We start from the raw sequence: 17,418 nt of genomic DNA on the forward strand, positions 1-17,418 counted from the left end.
CGCGACGATCGCTTCGCTCCTGCCCCCACCCCAGCCCTCCCCCGCAAGCGGGGGAGGGAGCAAAGGCCGATGCGGATGTCGCCGACGCGGGCCACTTCGTGCGTGCCGACGACCTCCCCGGCCTGCGCATTGGCTCCCTCCCCCGCCTGCGCATTGGCTCCCTCCCCCGCCTGCGGGGGAGGGTTGGGGTGGGGGCCCGGCCGCAGCCGCGCCACCACCGACACCAATCCATGTCGATCAGGCACCGGACGCCTCATCCCGACAGCCCCGACGGATCCGGCTGCACCAGCCGCAGCGTCTCCAGCTGCAGGCGCTCGCGCGGCCCGCCTTCGCCCCAGGTCACCACCAGCCGCAGCTGCAGCAGCTGCGGCGCATAAGGATCCGACTGCGGCGCAGGTGGACGGTCGCGGTCGTCGTACGGCGCCACCTCCAGCACCCAGTGATAGCGTCCGCCGCCGAATTCGCCGTCGCGTCGGCCGGGGGCCAGCACCTCGCCCACGCCCACCTCGTCCAGCAGCGACTGCGCATGCAGGACCGCGCGTCCGCTGTCGGCAGCCCAGCGCACCTGCCGCGTGCCGCCGGACAGTGCGCCCAGCAGCAGGCTCAGCGCAACGCCCAGCACGGCGAAGGCGACGATGACCTCGAGCAGTGAATAGCCGCGCTGCGAAGAACGGACCCCCGCACCGCCAGTGAGGCCGTCGCCACGGCTGACGCCGACAAATGGCCCGGCCAACGCCGATTCGCTGCCCAATACCCGCCATGGCGCCCGCATCCTGTCGAGCGTGACCGAACCGTTCTCCTGCAGCGCACAGCGACTCATCGCCCCACCTCCCTGCGTCGCAGCGTTACCTCGCCCGTGAGCCAGGCCACGTCGATGTTCCAGGCCGCATCGCGCATGCGCAGCTGCACTCGTCCGCCGGTCGAGGCGCCATCGCTGAAGAACACGATCGCGCCCACGCCCTCGCCGGGCTGCACTTCGCGTGCGCCGGTGAACTGCACGTCCAGCGATTCGGGGATTTCACCGCCGTGCCCGTCCGCGCCCTGCCAGGCGCGCGCGGCGGGATCGATGGTGAATTGCTGGGTGGTACCGGTGGCGATCGCGCGCGTGCGCGTGAAGCGCAGCTGCGCGGCAAGCTCGCGTGCGCTGGAGCGCAGCTCCATGCGGTCGAAGCCACCGGTGAGGATGCCCGCGGCCAGCAGGCCGGTCGCTGCGATCAGGGCCATGACCAGCAGGATCTCCAGCAGCGTCATGCCGCGCTGGACGCGGCGCGCGGGTCGTGCAGCCGAAGGAGTCGCAGGCCTGCGCAACACGGTCGCGTCCGCGCCGCCGGCGGCGGACGATGGCCATCGCATGCCCGTGCCGTTGCGCACTGCGCGCCCGTGTGCCGCGTCAGTCGTTGCGGATGTCCGCATCGACACTGTCGCCGCCCGACTTGCGGTCGGCGCCTAGACTGACGATGTCGTAGGGCCGGCCATCGCCGGGCGCGCGGTACTCGATCGGCGTGTTCCAGGGATCCTTGAGTTCGGATTCCCTGGCATACGGCCCCAGCCAGCCGACGGCGCCGCCAGGCTGGGTGACCAGTTGGTCGAGCGAGGCCGGCAGCGTGCCGGTATCCATCTCGAACTGGCTCACCTTGTCGGCCATCGTCTGCACCTGCGCGCGCGCGAGGTTGACGCGGGCACGATCGCCGCCGCCGAGGATGCGCGTGGCCGCGAATGCGACGATGCCGCCGATCAGGACCACGACGAGGATGATCTCGATCAGGCTGAATCCGCGCTGCCGGCTACCAACAGACGCGGTTGGAATGACGCCGTCGCCACGGGTAACACCAGCGAATCGCCCGCGCAAAACTCCTTCGGAGCCCGCGCCCCCCGCACCGCCCCGCACCTGAAACCGTCGCTCGCCCATACCAACGTCCTCCTTAATCCCTCGAATTCAGTCCGCAATGATGCGCCCTGCCGCAGTCACTCACCCGATCACACTGGTCAGGTCATACACCGGCACCAGCACCGCCAGGATCACCGCCATCACCACCAGCGCCAGCACCATCGTGATCGCCGGCACCAGTGCAGCCAGCATGCGGTCCAGCGCCTGACCGGTTTCCTGCTCGAAGGTGTCGGCTGTCTTGAGCAGCATCGCGTCGAGCGCGCCTGACTCTTCGCCCACCTGCACCATCTGCAGCGCCAGGCGCGGGAAACGCTTGCCCTTGCCCAGCGCCGTCGCCAGCCCGACGCCGTTCTTCACCTCTTCCGCCGCAGCTTCGACATCGGCGGCGAGCACGCGGTTCCCGACCACGCTACGGCCGATGCCAAGCGCCGACATCAGCGGCACGCCATTGCGCAGCAGGGTGCCGAGCGTGCGCGCCAGCCGCGCGGTTTCCAGCCGCGCCATCATCGGCCCGACCAGCCGCTGTCGCAGCAGCCAGCCATCGAAGCGCGTGCGGAACGCCACGTCGCGCAGGCGCCGGTCCAGCCACCATAGCGCCAGCGCCGGCACCGCCAGCAGCACGATCCACCAGTCGCGCACGAACAGGCCCAGCGCCAGCACGATTTTCGTGAACAGCGGCAGCGGCGCGTCCAGGCTTTCGTACATCGCCGCGAACTGGGGCACCACGTAGCCGAGCAGGAACATCATCGACAGGCCGACCATCGCCAGCAGGATCACCGGATAGATCAGCGCATTGACCACGCGCCCGCGCAGCAGTCGGCTGCGCTCGAGGTAGTCGGCCAGGCGCTGCAGCGTCTCCTCGAGGCTGCCGCCTGCCTCGCCCGCGCGCACCATGTTGATGTACAGGCGCGAGAACGTGCCGTGCTGTCGCTCCAGCGCGCCGGAGAGCGTGGTGCCGCCGCGCACGGCATCCCGGATTTCGGAAATGGTGCGCCTGGCGGCCGGCTCCTCCGGCAGTTCCAGCAGGATGGTCAGGGCGCGATCCAGCGGTTGTCCTGCACCAAGCAGGGTCGCCAGCTGCTGGGTGAACTGCACCAGGCGCTGGCCTGCGAAAGGCTTCGGCCGCAGCAGCGATCGCCAGGAAGTGCCGCCGCCTGCTTCGCTGGCCAGCCGCGCCTCCACCGGAAGATGGCCCTGCTCCTGCAGCCGCAGCACCACCTCGCTGTCGCTGGCGGCCTCCATCTGCCCGTCCAGCGTCTCGCCGCGGCTGTTGAGCGCCTTGTAGCGGTACAGGGGCATCAGGCGCTCATGCCTCTTCGGTCACCCGCAGCACTTCCTCGAGCGTGGTCACGCCGGCGAGCGCCTTGGCCAGGCCGTCCTCGTACATGGTGCGCATGCCGTGCTGGCGCGCGATCTGTTCGAGCTCGCCCATGCCGGCGTGGCGCATCACCGCGCGCCGCAGCTCATCGTTCATGACCATGAACTCGACGATCGTCGTGCGCCCCAAGTAGCCGGTCGGCGCGATCGCAGAGCCGCGCGGCCGATACAGGAAGACCTCGTCCTCGGGCTGGAAGCGGCGCAGGCCGAACTTGTCGATCTCCTCGGGCGACGCAGCGTATTTTTCCGCGTGCGTGGGTTCGAGCCGCCGCACCAGGCGCTGGGCGAGGATGCCGTTGACCGTCGAGGTCAGCAGGTAATCCTCGACGCCCATGTCGAGCATGCGGGTGATGCCGCCGGCGGCGTTGTTGGTGTGCAGGGTACTGAGCACCAGGTGGCCGGTGAGCGCGGACTGGATCGCGATGCGCGCGGTTTCCAGGTCGCGCATCTCGCCGATCATGATGATGTCGGGGTCCTGGCGCACGATGCTGCGCAGGGCGTTGGCGAAATCCAGCCCGATCTGCGGCCGCGCCTGGATCTGGTTGATGCCCTCGATCTGGTACTCGACCGGATCCTCGACGGTGATGATCTTGACGTCGGGCGTGTTGAGTTTGCTGAGCGCGGTGTACAGCGTGGTGGTCTTGCCCGAGCCGGTCGGGCCGGTGACCAGCAGGATGCCGTGCGGCTGCTCAAGCACGCGCTGGAATGCGGGAAGGAAATCCCCCGTGAAGCCGAGCCGTTCGAAGTCGAACACCACCGTCTCGCGATCGAGCAGGCGCATCACCACGCTCTCGCCGTGCGCGGTCGGGACCGTGCTCACGCGCAGGTCCAGCTCCTTGCCCTGCACGCGCAGCATGATGCGGCCGTCCTGCGGCAGGCGGCGCTCGGCGATGTTGAGCTTGGCCATGATCTTGATGCGGCTGATCACGGCCGCAGTGAGGTTGCTCGGCGGGCTCTCGCCCTCCTCGAGCACGCCGTCGATGCGGTAGCGCACCTTGAGCCGGGTCTCGAACGGCTCGATATGGATGTCCGAGGCGCGCAGTTCGACGGCGCGCTGGATGACGAGGTTGACCAGGCGGATCACCGGCGCTTCGCTGGCGAGATCGCGCAGGTGCTCGACATCATCCATGTCGGCGCCGCCTTCGCCGTCGGCGGTCTCGACGATGGCGCCCATCGCGCTGCGGCCCTGGCCATGCCAGCGCTCGATCAGGTCGTCGATCTCCGAACGCAGCCCCACCGTCGGCTCGATCGCGCGGCTGGTGGCCAGTCGCACGGCGTCGAGCGCGTAGCGGTCGTGCGGGTCGGCCATCCACAGCACCAGGCGCCCGTCCTGTTCGCCGATCGGGCACAGGTGGAACTGCCTGAGGAAGCGTGCGCTCAGTGGCTGCGCATCGGACAGCGTCTCTGGCGGTGCGTCGGGCAGGTCCTTGGCGCCTAGCAGGCGCAGTTGCAGCGCGCTGGCGCAGGCTTCGGCGTGGTCGCGCTCGGAGACCAGGCCCAGCCTGGACAGCAGCGACAGGATGCCGCCGCCGGTCTCTTCCTGCAGGCGGCGCGCGCGCGCAAGGTCCACTTCCTTGAGCTGCTGGCGCTCGAGCAGCGCGGCGACGATGCGGTCCTCCGCGTCCTGCGCCACGGACTCGCTGACGGGAGCATCGGGGATCGCGTTCACGTTCGGCATCCGTCGGGGGCCACGACTTTAGCAGCTTGCGCCGCGGGCGCCGGCAAGGCGATGCCGCACGTGTCCAGGCTGGGGCCGGGATTCATGCGTGCATAACACAAGAGCCCCGGACCAGCCGGGGCTCCTGCGTTCAGCGATGCAGCAATCAGTTGTGGCGGGCCTGCAGGCGCACGTTGCTGTAGGCGCGCGCGGCAGTCAGCTTGATGTAGTAGGTGCCGGCTTGCGGCGCATTGATCCGCACGGTCTCGTTGTTGCCGGGCCGCGCCGAACGGAAGTCCGCGTCGGCATCGGTCGGCTCCTCCTCGAAGCTGACCAGGAGGTTGACGTCGCCGCTGCCGCCGGTGGTGGTGATGCTCAGCGGCCCGCTGGCTCCGGCGGGCAGGGTGATGCTGTAGAGCGTCTCGCTGCCGGCCGTGCCGGACAGACCGGTGACGGCCACGCGATTGACGATCGGCGTCGCGTCGGGCGCGCAGTCCAGCTCGCACGGCGGCTCGATCGCCTTGGCCACCGCGCCCGCGGCATTGAGGATGCCGGGGCCGATCGGCTGCGCGGCCGTGGGCGCGACGGTGAACGGCGTCACCGTGTCCTGCAGCACCTCGAGCACTTCGACGGGCGTGAGCAGCGGCATGCCGGCATCCAGGCGTGCGCCCTGCACCAGCGCGACCACGCCGGCGACGTGCGGCGCGGCCTGCGAGGTGCCGGCAGAGCCACCGTAGCCGCCGTTGGAGCCGTCTGGTGCGATCTGGTCGGCCGGCAGCGGCGTCGTGTCGCTGGGATTGACCGCCTGCCAGATGAAGCCGTCGTAGATCTGCGCGCCGCCGCTGCCGTCATTGGCGTAGACGCCGCCGCCCGGCGCGGAGATCTCGATGCCGTCGCCGAAGTTTGAGTAGTACGCGCGCCGGCTGGTCACGCCATTCGAGGCCACGGTGATCACGCCGGGGCAGTTGCCGGGCGAGTAGCCCGAGGTGTTGGCGTTCTGGTTGCCGGCGGCGACCACGACCACCGCGCCCCGTGCATTGGCCTGTGCGACCGCATCGGCCTCGTACTCCGTGCAGGCCCCAGAGCCGCCGAGGCTGAGGTTGATCACGTGCGCGGGGTTCGGGTTGAGCGGCATGCCCTCGACTTCACCGCCCGCGGCCCAGACGATCGCGTCGGAGATGTCGGTGTCGTAACCGCCGCAGTGGCCGAGCACGCGGATCGGCAGCACGTTCGCGTTGTAGGCGATGCCGGTCATGCCGACCCCGTTGTCGGTGGCCTGCGCGCCAGCGGTGCTGGCCACGTGGGTGCCGTGCCAGGAGCTGTAGCGCTGCTGGCAGGTTTCCGCGCCGGGGTAGCCGATGGTCCAGTCGCCCAGGTCCCAGCCGCCGGGCACGCGGTCGTCGGTGTCGCGGCCGGAGACGAACGCATCGGTGATGAAGTCATAGCCCGCGTCGGCGAACGAGGTGTCGACGTCCGGGTGTTCGCTGATGCCGGTGTCGAGCACCGCGATGGTGATGCCGTTGCCGTCGGCCAGGTCCCAGGCCGCCGACACGTTGGCGCCGCCGCGGTTGGGCCCGCCGTCGAAGGTGGCCGAGCCGTCCGGGGCGAGCATATGCCACTGGTATTCGAGGAAGTCGGGATCATTCGGGATGTAGGCCGGCTGCACGCGCGGCAGGCGCACCGCGTCGCGGGCGATCTGGCGCAGGCGATCCGGCCGTACCGAGACCACGTTCGGATCGGCCTTGATCTGGCGCAGCAGGGCATCTGCCTCGACCCGGTCGAGGCTGCGCGAGAGCTTGACCAGCTGCTGGCCAGTCGCGAGCGTGCGCAGGTGGCTGGCGGACGCGGCCCGGCCCTTGGTCAGTGCCGAACGCGACAGCGCCCGGTTGACCGCGGCCACGCCGGCATTGCGGTCGCTCTTCTCGCGCGTGCCCTGGCGGTACTCCACGACAAAGCGGTGGAACGCCTGCTGGTCGCCGAGGCTGGCCGACAGGTTGGCCGTGTCCATCGCGAACTTCGGCTTCTTGGCGGCGATGGCACCGGTCGCGCCAATGGCGGCAATCACCGCGACGGCCAGGGTGCAGGGGAGGATGTTGCGCTTGTTCATGGATTTCCCTCTCGACGAAATGGATCAACTCGCATGGGACGACGCGGGCGGGATCACCGCACGTGCCGCAGTCACCGTCTCAAGCTGGAGCCGTCCCGCGGCTGACGGATGCGCTGCGCGCACCGCGGGAACCGTTGTTTCCGGTTGGGCGGGCGCACCGTGGCGCGCCCGCCCGCACACTCACCAGCCAAAGCCGGCACCGACGCCCACCGAGTTCTCGTCGCCGCTGAACGCGCCACCGATGGTCAGCGTCGCGCGGTCGCTGATCGCGCGCTGGTATCCCAGCGACAGCGCGCTCTCACCGCCCTGGAAACCAAGGCCGACGCCGACCCGGTTCTGGGTGCGGATGCCCGCGGCGCTGGTGGCCATGTTCAGCATCGCCGCACCCATCGCACCCTGGCGGTCGATGCGACGGTCCTGGTCGGTGAATCGCTGCTCGAGCTCGCCCTGGTAGGCCGAGAAGCTGTCGCTCCAGGTGTCGAAGCGCTGGTCGGTGTAGGCATTCGCGGTCGCGACGGCCTGGGTTGCTGTCGACTCGAGCTGGGCGACGTTCACCGCGTCGGTCGCCTGGGTACCGGCCGCGACGTTGGTGACCTGGCGTTCGTTGCCGGCGCTGCCCACCGAGACGGTGTTCGCACGGTCGGCCACCGAACCCTGGCCCAGCGCAACCGAATTCGCGGCGGTGGCAGTCGCGCCATCGCCGACGGCAGTCGATGTGGGCTGCGTTGCCACGGCCCCGTCGCCGATGGCGACCGCGTTGGCGGTGACGACGGTGCCCTGCGTCGTGCCGCCGCCGGTGCCGCCTGCATCGTCGATGCTGGACGTGCCGACGTCGCTTGCCGGATCACCGAGGCGCCGACCGGCCGAGGCAGCGGTCGACTGGCCTGCCGATGCCGACGCGCTCCCCTCCAGCACGCTCAGGCGGCCGTCGAGCACGCTGATCTGTGCATCCACCGCGCCGAAGGCGTCGCCGACGCTGAAGTAGGTGCTGCCCTGGATCATGAAGGCCGGCGCCGACAGCGTGCCGAATGCGGTGACCTCGGATCCGCCGCCGATGATCTGCGCCGTGCTGTCGAGCGCGTCATGGACCTGGCCGCCGGTCACCGCATCGGTGCTGCCCATTGCGACCCGACCCGCGGCCACGTTGGTGACCTGGCGCTCGTTGCCTTCGCTGCCGACCGAGACGGTGTTGTCCTCGTCGGCGACCGAGCCCTGGCCAAGCGCGACACTGTTGCTGGCCTGCGCCAGCGCGCCGACGCCCACCGCCGTCGCATCCAGCGCCACGGCAGCGCTGCCGGCGCCGACCGCGGTGGTGCCGGTCTTGTCGGCGACCGCGTTGAAGCCGACCGCCGTGGCGCCATCGGCCAGCGCGAAGGCACCGCTGCCCAGCGCCGAAGCGCCCTCGCCCGTTGCCGTGGCCGATTCGCCCGATGCCGTTGCGTACTCGCCTTCGACATAGGCGGCGGTGTCGCTGTCGGTGCCGCCGCTCGCGGCAAAGTAGCGCGTGTGCTCGGTCGCACCTTCCAGCTGCCCGACCGTTGCCGCATCGCTGGCCGCGATGCCGTCGCCGACGTTGACGATCCGGCGTGTCGCCGGATGCGTGCCGCCGGTGGCATTGCCCACCGACACCACGTTCGCCTCGGTCGCACGCGAACCCGCACCCAGCGCCACGCTGCTCGCGCCGTTGGCCCAGGCGCTCAGGCCCACCGCCGTGGCGTTGATGCCGGCACCGTAGACATAGGCGTCGCGACCGATCGCGGTACCGCCCGCCACCGTTGCCCAGGCCAGCTGGCCCAACGAGGTGGCATTGTCCGCGGTCGCCCGGGCCGAACCGCCCAGCGCAGTGCCGTTGAGACCGGTCGCGTTCGAACTGGTGCCCAGCGCCACCGATGCGTTGCCGCTGGCGGAGGCGGTATTGCCCACCGCGGTGGCGTTCAGGCCACTGGCCGAGGACGAGATGCCCACCGCCGTGGTGCGCGTGTTGCTCGCCGCAGCGGCGTAGCCCAGCGCGGTCGAGAAGTCGCCGGTCGCCTCCGAGAATCCACCCAGGCTGGACGATGCGAGCCCCGAAGCCACGCTGCTGTAGCCGATCGCCGTGGCCTGCAGTCCATCCGCCGTCGCCGCCGCACCGCTGGCGGTGCTGAACGCCCCGTTGGCCTGCGCGCCGGCGCCAAATGCGCTTGCGCCGACATCCGAGGCGGTGGTGGTCTGGTCAAGCAGCACTTCGCCGGTGTCCGGGTCCTCGTAATACAGGCTGCCGCCCACTGCGGTCGCGCTGTCGGCCGTCGCGGTGGCGTTGAAGCCCGAGGCGGTCGAGTACTGGCCGTCGGCATATGCGCCGCTGCCGTAGGCCGACGCGCCCTGGCCGTAGGCGTTGGCCGCCTCGCCCGAGGCGGTGGCATACGCGCCTTCGGCATATGCACCCACATCATCGTTCGGGTCGTCGTCGTTGCCGGTGGCCTGGAAGTAGCGGTTGCTGGCCGTGGCGTCTGCCAGCTGGTCCAGGTTCACCGCATCCGTGCCCTCGGTGCCCGCTGCCACGTTGGTGATCTGGCGCTCGGCGCCCGCCGCACCGACCGACACGCTGTTGTCGCGGTCGGCTTCGGAACCCACGCCCAGCGCCACGCTGTTGTCCGCGGTGGCCAGGCTGCCCGCGCCCAGCGCGGTGCTGTCCTCGCCTGCCGCCGTGGCGAAGTTGCCCAGCGCCGTGGCGTTGGTACCCGTCGCCCACGCGCCCGCACCCACCGCGGTGGAGTAGTCGCCCGAGGCTTCGGTCGGGAACAGCCCGAGGAACGAGCTGCCGCCCACCGCCACGCTCTCCGCGCCCGTGGCCATCGCCGCCTGGCCCAGGGCCACGCTGTCATCGCCCGAGGCCACGCTGTCGGCGCCCACCGCCGTGGCGTTGTAGCCAGAGGCCGCGCTCCAGCTGCCCACCGAGGTGCTGTTGAACCCGGATGCCTCTGCGCGGCTACCTACGGCCGTGGCATAGGTGCCCGAGGCTTCCGACAGCGCACCGAAGGCCGAGGACTCGCCGCCCGAAGCGAGGCTTTCGCTGCCCACCGCCACCGCGTACTCGCCCAATGCCGCGCTGCTCGCGCCCAGCGCGACCGCACTGGTCTGGTCGGCGACCGCGTTGAAGCCCACCGCCGTGGCGTGGTCGGCCAGCGCGAACGCACCGCTGCCCAGCGCCGAGGCGCCATCGCCCATCGCCGTGGCCGACTCGCCTGCCGCCGTCGCGTAATCGCCTTCGACGTAGGCGGCGTTGTCGCTGTCCACGCCGCCGCTCGCGGCGAAGTAGCGCGTGTGCTCGGTCGCACCTTCCAGCTGCTCCAGGTTCACCGCATCCGTCGCCTCGGTACCCGCGGCGACGTTGGTGACCTGGCGCTCCGCGCCGACGTCGCCCACCGAGACGCTGTCCTCGCGATCGGCCAGCGATCCCGCGCCCAACGCCACGCTGTTGGCGGCGCTGGCGGTCGCGCTCTCACCCAGGGCCGTGGCGCTTTCGGCATTGGCCCAGCTGTTCCAGCCGAGCGCGGTCCCGTAATCGCCGGTGGCCCAGGCGCCGGCGCCAACCGCCGTCGCCCCCGTGCCCGATGCCTGGGCAGGAATGAACCCGAAGAACGTGGAACCGCCCACCGCGACGCTCTCGTCGCCCGTGGCTTCACTGAACTCGCCCACGGCCACGCTGCTGACGCCGCTGGCCGTGGCGACCACGCCCACCGCGGTGGCGTAATCGCCCGCCGCCTCGGCGCCATAACCCAGCGCACTCGCACCGTAGCCGCCGGCATTGCTGAAGCTGCCGTTCGCGGTCGTGAAGTCGCCGCTGGCGCCGCTGCCGTAGCCCGTCGCGGTCGCCTGCAGGCCGTCCGCCGTCGCGGCCGCACCGCTGGCGGTGCTGAACGCGCCATTGGCCTGTGCGCCCGCGCCGAACGCGCTTGCGCCGACGTCGGAGGCGGTCGTGGTCTGGTCGAGCAGCACTTCGCCCGTGTCCGGATCCTCGTAGTACAGGCTGCCGCCCACCGCCGTCGCACTGTCGGCGGTCGCGGTGGCGTTGTAGCCCGAGGCCGTCGAGTACTGGCCGTCGGCATATGCGCCGCTGCCATAGGCCGAGGCACCCTGGCCATAGGCATTGGCCGCTTCGCCCGAGGCAGTCGCATACGCGCCTTCTGCGTACGCACCCACGTCGTCGCTCGGGTCGTCGTCGTTGCCGGTGGCCTGGAAGTAGCGGTTGCTGGCCGTGGCGCCTTCCAGCTGGTCCAGGTTCACCGCGTCGGTGCCCTCGGTGCCTGCCGCCACGTTGGTGATCTGGCGCTCCGCGCCAGCACTCCCGACCGAGACGCTGTCGTCGCGGTCAGCTTCCGACCCCACGCCCAGCGCCACGCTGTTGTCCGCTTCGGCGATGCTGCCCGCGCCCAGCGCCGTGCTGTTCTCGCCGGTGGCCGTGCTGAAGTTGCCCAGCGCCGTGGCGTTGGTACCCGTCGCCCACGCGCCCGCACCCACCGCGGTCGAGTAGTCACCCGAGGCTTCGGTCGGGAACAATCCGAGGAACGAGCTGCCGCCCACCGCCACGCTCTCCGCGCCCGTGGCCATCGCCGCCTGGCCCAGGGCCACGCTGTCATCGCCCGAGGCCACGCTATCGGCGCCGACGGCGGTCGCGTTGTAGCCGGAGGCCGCGCTCCAGCTGCCCACCGAGGTGCTGTTGAACCCCGACGCATCTGCACGGCCGCCGATGGCCGTGCCGTAGTCGCCCGACGCGTCCGACAGCGTACCGAAGGCCGAGGACTCGCTGCCCGAGGCCGCACTGTCGGCGCCCACCGCAGTCGCGTACGCGGACGTCGCCTGTGCACCGGCGCCCAGCGCGGTCGCGCCATCGCCTTGGGCCACGGCGTTCGCGCCGGCGGCAATCGCGCCTTCGCCATCGACGCTGGCGTCGTCGCTGCCGTCATCGGCGCCGTCGGCCTTGAAGTAGCGGTCGGTGTGTTCAGCGACCCCGGCCACCGCCTCCACCGCGTCGGCGACATCGCCAACCGCGGCAGCGACCTCATCCACCTGCCCGACCGTGGCTGCATCACTGACGGCGATGCCGTCGCTGACGTTGGTGATCCGTCGCGTGGCCGGACCGATCGTGCCCGCGCCCCCGCCGTTGCCCACCGACAGCACGCCGGCTTCTGTCGCGCGCGCGCCATAGCCGAGCGCCACGCTGCCCGAAGCGGCGGGGCTAGCGTAGGCGTTGAAGCCGATCGCGATCGCGCCTTCCGCGTGCGCCTGCGCGGCCTGGCCGACGGCGGTGCTGCGCAGGCCCAGCGCCTGGGTGGAACTGCCCAGCGCGGTCGATGCCGTGCCCGACGCCAGCGCGTTGGATCCCACCGCAGTCGCGTTGGACTGCAGCGCGCGCGCGTTGTTGCCGATCGCCGATGCGTTGGCGTGCGTCGCCCGTGCAGCATTGCCGACCGCCGTCGATCCGGCGCCGCTGGCGACCGCACCATTGCCGCAAGCCATCGCGCCGGTTGCGGTGGCGCTGGCCGTGCCGCAGTCCAAGGCCTTCTCCTTGGCCGGCGCCTTGGAAGGCGCATGCGACTTGCCCGCATGCTGTGACTTGGAACCCGATGGCCCACCAGGACCCTGCGCCATCGCAGCGCCGGCAAACACGACCGCGCCCGCCATCACCACCGCCTGCAGCAGGCGCGCACCTTTCCCCTTGCCCTTCGCCTTGGCCAGTTCGGACGCGACGATTACCTGACCGGTGGACTGGTTCCAGACCTTGGAGTAGATGCGGTTCATCGAGTGACCCTCGTGGTGGAATGGCTGACGAAAACCCCGGGAAGCGCATGCGCGGATGGCTCACGGCATGCGGTGCGCAATTGCGTCGGGAGGGAGCAGGGAGTGCTGCGGTCGCAATGAGATTCGGCTGTGAGCCAGTCCTTGTGCGGGCCAATAGCGCTGTTCCTGAACGCTCCTCGAATTGCTTGCAGCTGGGACGATATTCACCATGAGTGACAATTCTCGTCAAGCATTTGGTCGCAAAACGTCAGAAATTGACGCAGAGTTACCCTGCCACGGAAAATATCAGTGACTTACGCGATGTCCCGCGCATGGTTTCGATGTTTCCGGGGAAACGAGCTGACCTGAATGGAAAAGCAGCGCGTCGAGTCCGGCCGCAGGCACTGCTACATGGGTCCCGAGGGCGCCAGTCACGCGATTTCCAGGCGGGGATGGCTTCCGGGGGCCTACGAGCTTGTTGCTGCAGTGCAGCAAGAACTTTCCGCCTATCTGCAGTGGGGCGCAGGGCGCCGCCGCCATCGTCGGCTCGGGGCAGATCGCGGCAGCCACCCCGACAGGACAGACACCCCGATGCCGCCCGGGCGGGCACAGGCTGGATGGAGGACAGTGCGCGCTCCGCGCCGCGGCATCGCCGCGACGCGGGCGCAGGTCAGCCGAGCAGCGCCCGCGCGTTGCGGAACATCCGCATCCACGGCGAGGCGTCGGGCCAGTCGGCCGGCGCCCAGCTGAAATTGGCGCTGCGCAAGGTGCGCTCGGGATGTGGCATCAGGATCGTGGCGCGGCCATCGTCACTGGCCAGGCCTGCGATCGCGTCGGTCGAGCCGTTGGGATTGGCCGGATACGACGTTGCCGCCGCACCGTCGCCGTCCACGTAGCGAAGCGCCACGCGGGCCGCGGTGCGCTCGGCTTCGGAACCGAACTCGGCACGGCCTTCACCGTGGGAGACGACGACGGGGATGCGCGAGCCGGCCATGCCGGACAGGAACAGCGACGGCGAATCGAGCACTTCCAGCATGCCCAGGCGGCCCTCGAACTGCTCGCTGCGGTTGCGCAGGAAGTGCGGCCAGTGCATCGCACCCGGGATGATCTCCCGCAGCTGCGACAGCATCTGGCAGCCGTTGCACACGCCCAGGGAGAACGTCCCCGGGCGCAAGAAGAACGCGCCGAACTGGTCGCGCAGAAGGTCGCGCTCGAGGATCGACGTCGCCCAGCCGCGCCCCGCACCGAGCACGTCGCCGTAGCTGAAGCCGCCGCAGGCCACCAGCCCGTCGAAGCCGTCCAGGCGCACGCGCCCGGCGATGAGGTCGCTCATGTGCACGTCGACCGCGCTGAAGCCGGCACGGTCGAAGCCCACCGCCATCTCAACCTGGCTGTTGACGCCCTGCTCGCGCAGGATCGCGACCTTTGGTCTCGCACCGGTGCCGATATAAGGCGCGGCCACGTCCTCGGACGGATCGAAGCCGAGCTTGGGCTGCAGGCCCGGTGCATCGAAGCGGCGCGCTGCATCGCGCTCCTCGTCGGCGCAGTCCGGGTTGTCGCGCAGTCGCTGCATCGCGTGGCTCACCGACCACCAGGCGTCGAACAGTTCCTCCCAGCGCCAGTCGACCAGGGTCTCGTCGCCATGCAGCACGCGGATGCGGCCGCCGCTGGTGGGACGCGCGATGCGCTGCGCGCACTCGACCAGGCCATGGCGCGCGAGCAGGTCGGCGAATTCCGCGCGGTCCTCGCACGCGATCTGCACCACAGCGCCCAGTTCCTCGGAGAACAGGGTGCGGAAGGCATCCTCGGCACGGTCCTCGCCCCAGCCGTCCAGGTCGATATCCAGGCCGCGGTGCGAACAGAACGCCATCTCGCACAGCGCGGCGAAAGTGCCGCCGTCGGAGCGGTCGTGGTAGGCGCGCAGCAGCCCTGCCTCGCGCGCATCGCGGATCAGTTCGAAGAAGGCCCGCAGCCGCGCCGGATCATCAAGATCGGGGCAGCTGCCGCCAAAGGCGTCGAAGCACTGCGCCAGGATCGAGCCGCCCAGGCGCTGCTTGCCCGCGCCCAGGCCGATCAGCCACAGCTCGCTGTCGATGCCATCCTCGATCAACGGCGTGAGCTGCCGGGTGACGTCGGGCACGGGCGCGAACGCGGTGACGATCAGCGAAACCGGCGAGACCGACTTGTGACTGGTGGACGGGGGCGGCTGGTCCGCAGCGGCGGCACCATTGGACGACGGCGGTTGTCCACCGCCCGCCGCATCGTTCCACTGCACCTGCATCGACAGCGAATCCTTGCCGACCGGAATGCTCAGGCCGAGCTCCGGGCACAGCTCCATGCCGACGGCATACACCGCGTCGAACAGCTTTGCGTCCTCGCCTGGATGGCCGGCGGCGGCCATCCAGTTGGCCGAAAGTTTGACCCGCTCGAGCGCCTCGATCGGCGCGGCGCACAGGTTGGTGATCGCCTCGCCCACGGCCATGCGTGCGGCCGCGGCGGCATCGATCAGCGCCAGCGGCGTGCGCTCGCCGATCGCCATCGCTTCGCCGGCCACGCCTTCATAGCCGGCCAGCGTCAGCGCGCAGTCGGCCACCGGCATCTGCCAGGGACCAACCAGCTGGTCGCGCGCGGTCAGTCCGCCCACGGCGCGGTCGCCGATCGTGATCAGGAACTGCTTGGCCGCGACGGTCGGGTGTGCCAGCACGCGCAGCCCGGCCTCGTGCAGGTCGATGGCATTGGTGTTGAGCCCGCGCCAGCGCACCGGCGCCGGGCGCTGCGCGTCGCGATGCATCTTCGGCGCTTTGCCGAACAGCACGTCCATGGGCAAGTTGATCGGCAGGTCCTGCGACGCCGATGCCGGCATGTCTCCCGCCAGCACGCCATACCCGACCGTCAGATGCTCCTCCGCCGTCGCCACGCCCACCGCGGCGAACGGGCAGCGCTCGCGTTCGCACAGCGCGGCGAATTCGGCCATGCGCGCCTGCGGCACGCCCAGCACGTAGCGCTCCTGCGATTCGTTGCACCACAGCTGCATCGGCGACAGCGAAGGGTCGTCGCTGGGCACGCGATCCAGGTCGATCACGCCGCCGACGTTGGAGTCGTGCAGCAGTTCGGGAATCGCGTTGGACAGGCCACCGGCGCCGACGTCGTGGATCGAGGCGATGGGATTGTCCTCGCCGAGCGCGACGCAGCTGTCGATCACTTCCTGGCAGCGGCGCTCCATCTCGGGGTTTTCGCGCTGTACCGAGGCGAAGTCGAGGTCTTCGGCGCTTTCGCCCGAAGCCACCGAACTCGCCGCGCCACCGCCCAGGCCGATCAGCATCGCCGGGCCACCCAGCACCACCACCGCGTCGCCGGGCTGCAGGCTGTGCTTGGCCACCATCGGCCGGTCCATCGCGCCGAGGCCGCCGGCCAGCATGATCGGCTTGTCGTAGGCGCGCGCGGGCTCGCCTTCGTGCTGCAGCTCGAAGCTGCGGAAATAGCCGAGCAGGTTCGGCCGCCCGAACTCGTTGTTGAATGCGGCGCCGCCGAGCGGGCCGTCGAGCATGATCTCCAGCGCCGGCGCCATGCGCGGGTTGAGCGCGCGCGGCGACTCCCAGGGCTGGGGCAGCGTGGGGATGCGCAGGTGCGAGACGCTGAAGCCGGTCAGGCCGGCCTTGGGCTTGCCGCCGCGGCCGGTCGCGCCCTCGTCGCGGATCTCGCCGCCGGCACCGGTGCTCGCACCGGAGAACGGAGAGATCGCGGTCGGATGGTTGTGGGTCTCGACCTTGATGCAGAACGCGCTGTCGGTAGGCGGCTCGCTGCGGTACTCGCCGCTGGCCGGATCGGGCCGGAAGCGGCTGGCCTGATAGCCCTCCATCACCGCCGCGTTGTCGCTGTAGGCCGATAGCGTGTACTGAGGCGTGCGCGCGTGGGTGTTGCGGATCATCGCGAACAGCGAGCGCGGCTGGTCCTCGCCATCTACCGTCCACGAGGCGTTGAAGATCTTGTGCCGGCAATGTTCGGAGTTGGCCTGCGCGAACATCATCAGTTCGACGTCGGATGGATCGCGGCCAAGCTCGGCATAGCGCTCGCGCAGGTACTCGATCTCGTCCGCGGCCAGCGCCAGGCCCAGGCGCGTATTGGCCTGCTCCAGCTGCGCCAGCGCAATGCGCTCGAACGCGCCGCGCGCCGGCGTGACGAACAGCCCGGCCGCCCCGGCGTGCGAAGCCAGCAGCGACTGCGTCATCGGGTCGTGCAGCAACCTCGACAGCGCGGCCTGGGCCGCAAGGTCGTCCGGCCAGTCGGCCAGGTCGATGCGGGTACCGCGCTCGACGCGGCGCACCGGCTGCCGGGCGCCGCGCAGGATCTCGCTGGCCTTGCTGGCCCAGGGCGAAATGGTGCCCAGGCGCGGGGCCACGAAGCGCGACACCGCACCTTCGACCACCGGAGCCAGGTGGTCGCCGGCCGACAGCACGCGCCGCAGCACGGCCGGATCCGGCGTTGCGCCCGGTTCGGAATCGACCCAGTAGACGTGCCAGGCGCCGACGATGCGGACCCCGGGCGATGCGGATTGGAGGCGGAGCTCAAGCCGTTCGCGACGGAACGGCGACAGGGCCGGCAGGCCCTCGAGGACGATCATGTCCGGGA

At 70.5% G+C, this 17,418-nt stretch carries 7 protein-coding genes and 1 pseudogene; all 8 read right to left on the minus strand.

The window, feature by feature from the left end:
* Positions 1–253: 253 nt before the first annotated feature.
* Positions 254–664: pseudogene (gene xpsI / locus ACW5EG_RS11455) on the minus strand (type II secretion system protein XpsI); the annotation flags it as partial.
* A gap of 152 nt (positions 665–816) precedes the next feature.
* Positions 817–1,353 carry a type II secretion system protein XpsH gene (gene xpsH / locus ACW5EG_RS11460; RefSeq protein WP_457021515.1) on the minus strand — a complete coding sequence of 179 codons (537 nt, stop codon included), beginning with the start codon at positions 1,351–1,353 and terminating at the stop codon, positions 817–819.
* 37 nt (positions 1,354–1,390) lie between these two features.
* Complete coding sequence (gene gspG, locus ACW5EG_RS11465) at positions 1,391–1,807, minus strand: type II secretion system major pseudopilin GspG (RefSeq protein WP_457021808.1); 417 nt, start codon at positions 1,805–1,807, stop codon at positions 1,391–1,393.
* Positions 1,808–1,969: 162 nt separating this feature from the next.
* Positions 1,970–3,187, minus strand: coding sequence for a type II secretion system protein XpsF (gene xpsF / locus ACW5EG_RS11470; protein WP_457019282.1), 1,218 nt, complete (start codon positions 3,185–3,187; stop codon positions 1,970–1,972).
* Between the two features lie 7 nt (positions 3,188–3,194).
* Complete coding sequence (gspE, locus tag ACW5EG_RS11475) at positions 3,195–4,943, minus strand: type II secretion system ATPase GspE (protein WP_457021517.1); 1,749 nt, start codon at positions 4,941–4,943, stop codon at positions 3,195–3,197.
* A 145-nt stretch (positions 4,944–5,088) separates the two neighbouring features.
* Complete coding sequence (locus ACW5EG_RS11480; RefSeq protein WP_457021519.1) at positions 5,089–7,029, minus strand: S8 family serine peptidase; 1,941 nt, start codon at positions 7,027–7,029, stop codon at positions 5,089–5,091.
* A gap of 180 nt (positions 7,030–7,209) precedes the next feature.
* On the minus strand, positions 7,210–12,810 hold the full coding sequence (locus ACW5EG_RS11485; protein ID WP_457021521.1) for an ESPR-type extended signal peptide-containing protein: 5,601 nt from the start codon (positions 12,808–12,810) through the stop codon (positions 7,210–7,212).
* Positions 12,811–13,459: 649 nt separating this feature from the next.
* A complete protein-coding gene (gene purL / locus ACW5EG_RS11490) occupies positions 13,460–17,410 on the minus strand; it encodes a phosphoribosylformylglycinamidine synthase (RefSeq protein WP_457018847.1) in 3,951 nt (1,316 codons plus the stop codon).
* Between the last annotated feature and the right edge of the window lie 8 nt (positions 17,411–17,418).

This window comes from Luteimonas sp. A611, from assembly GCF_054072715.1.